Source organism: Saccharopolyspora sp. NPDC000995, assembly GCF_053599315.1.
Genome location: NZ_JBSFLZ010000288.1, coordinates 1 through 2,254 on the forward strand (window position 1 = coordinate 1; position 2,254 = coordinate 2,254).

Consider the following 2,254-nt stretch of genomic DNA (forward strand, 5'->3'; position numbering starts at 1 on the left):
GCTACGGGGCCTCTCGAAGAATGAAGATCTTGGTTCGACTTCATGATCTCCGAACGCCCCGCCCAGCTATCAGGGTGGCGGCCACGTCACGAAAAACCAGTTGACACGCCAACACCCAGGCTAACTACGCGGCCTTGGGTGTACGGGTGGCGGCTTGACAGCCGGGCCGCGCTGGCGGCCCGGGACCGGGCGGGTCACGATGCTGGCTCGACCAGCAGTAGCTGGATCAAAAGGCACAGGTGGCTGGATGAGGGGCCGACTGGTGTCACCCCGGGACTCCGCAGGCGGGCGAAACAGCGGGCTACGAAACGCCTTCCAGCGGTAGGTCGTTGTCGCGCCAGGTAACCGCGAACTCCCGAACCGGCACGTTGAGTGCCTCGCCGAGGCAGACGATCGTCCCGAATCCGGGGGACGCCTGCCGGCTTCGACCTGCTCGGGCGTTAGCGGTGACCGACCATGCCAGACTGGTATTTCTATACCGGCGAGTGCTAAAGTGCCGGTATAGAAATACCGGCACTCCAGGTACGTGAGGTACTCGTGATCGAACTGAAGACGCCTGCGGAGATCGAACGCATGCACGTGGCCGGGCGTTTTGTCGCCGAGGTGCTCTCCGAGGTCGGCCAGCTCGCCGACGTGGGCGTCAACCTCCTGGACCTGGAGCACCACGCTCGCGGCATGATCAACCAGCGCAGGGCGGAGTCGTGCTACTGGGACTACGCGCCGTCCTTCGGCAGGGGCCCGTTCCGCAACGTCATCTGCCTGTCGGTCAACGACGCCGTCCTGCACGGCTTGCCTCACGACTACACGCTGCGCGACGGGGATGTGCTCAGCGCGGACCTTGCGGTCAGCATCGACGGCTGGGTGGCCGACTCGGCACGCACGGTCGTCGTTGGGACCGCTGCAGAGGAAGACCTGCGAATTGTCCGCGCCACCGAGGAAGCGTTGGAGGCGGCGATCGAGGTGGCGCGTCCGGGCAATCGTCTGGGTGATATCTCTGCGGCCATTTGGGCGGTAGCCCGCGGCTACGGTTATCCAGTTAACAACGAATTCGGCGGCCACGGCCTCGGCCGCACCATGCACGAGGAGCCCCACGTTTCGAACAAGGGCCGGGCAGGGCGCGGCCTTACGCTCCGGCCGGGCCTGACCCTCGCGCTCGAGCCCTGGTTTGCCCGTACGACCGACCGGATCATCTACGACGCCGACGGCTGGACCATTCGGTCGGCGGACGGATCGCGCACGGCCCACTCCGAGCACACGGTAGCCATCACCGAGGACGCCCCCTTGGTGCTCACTCGGCGTGAACCAGAGAACCCAGCCACGCTGGCTGATTCCGCCAGTCTTCTATCCACAAAGGACGGATAGACCGTCCTGCTCAACAGCCGCGCGGACGTCGATTCGCTGGTAGTTGCTGGCGATGGCTGGATCATCGAAACTGTAGCGCTGGAGCCGTCGGATCATTCGGCGTCGCGTCGTTCGATGATCCAGGATGCGATCTGGACGCGCGGTACCGAACCCTCCGGAAGCGACAACGGGCCAACCTGCCACACGCGCTCACCGGTGACCTCCAACGGCGCCCGGCTCGTGGCCAGTACCCGCAGCCTGGCGCGGCTCGCAACAGGCCCGCCATCAACTGCGCGCAGGCGTTCGCCGTCGTCCAACACCAGCCACAACGTTTCTCCACCAAATAGTCGACCAGCACCGTTTCCGGACCCCGATTCGACACATCGGTCATACCCAACATGGACACGACCGTATCCCCCAACAACGCCGGATCCCGCAACGAGGCCAAACCCACCACCCACACACCATCCGCGAACACCCGCCGCAACTCCCACGCGACATGCGACGGCAACCGCGACTTTCCGATCCCCCCACACCGGTCAACGCACCAACGGAGACGATCCCAGCACACGCTTCACCTCGGCCGTCTCCCACACACGGCCGACAAAATCGGTCAACTCGGCCGGAAACCGACCCACACCGGAATCGACACCGCTCGCTGTTCGCCACACCACCTCTGCCAAGGCCATGCCAGTGCTAGTTGCGTGGGCGAGTGATCGTGTCTGCGGCTTGGCGTGCTCGGCTCCAAGACTGATCTGTCGGTGGCGACCGGGTTCTGCCTGCATTCCTTGCTGGTCAAACATCTTCGCCCTGCCGACCGGCGCCGGCCGGGATGCCTGCACCGGCCTGCCAGCCCAGCGGGCACGACGTCCACGACGGAGCCGGCCCGGCGCAACTCCGCCGGGCCGGCTCC

2 protein-coding genes are annotated in these 2,254 nt (G+C 65.6%); one reads left to right on the forward strand and one right to left on the reverse strand.

The genetic code is table 11. From position 1 onward, the window contains the following. The first annotated feature begins 537 nt into the window (after positions 1-537). A complete protein-coding gene (map, locus tag ACWDKQ_RS35825; RefSeq protein WP_450143181.1) occupies positions 538-1,362 on the forward strand; it encodes a type I methionyl aminopeptidase in 825 nt (274 codons plus the stop codon). A gap of 92 nt (positions 1,363-1,454) precedes the next feature. Here the strand turns inward: map and ACWDKQ_RS35830 are convergent, their stop codons facing one another. Next, entirely contained in the window at positions 1,455-1,670 is a 216-nt protein-coding gene (locus ACWDKQ_RS35830) for a hypothetical protein (RefSeq protein ID WP_450143182.1), read from the reverse strand. Positions 1,671-2,254: the final 584 nt, after the last annotated feature.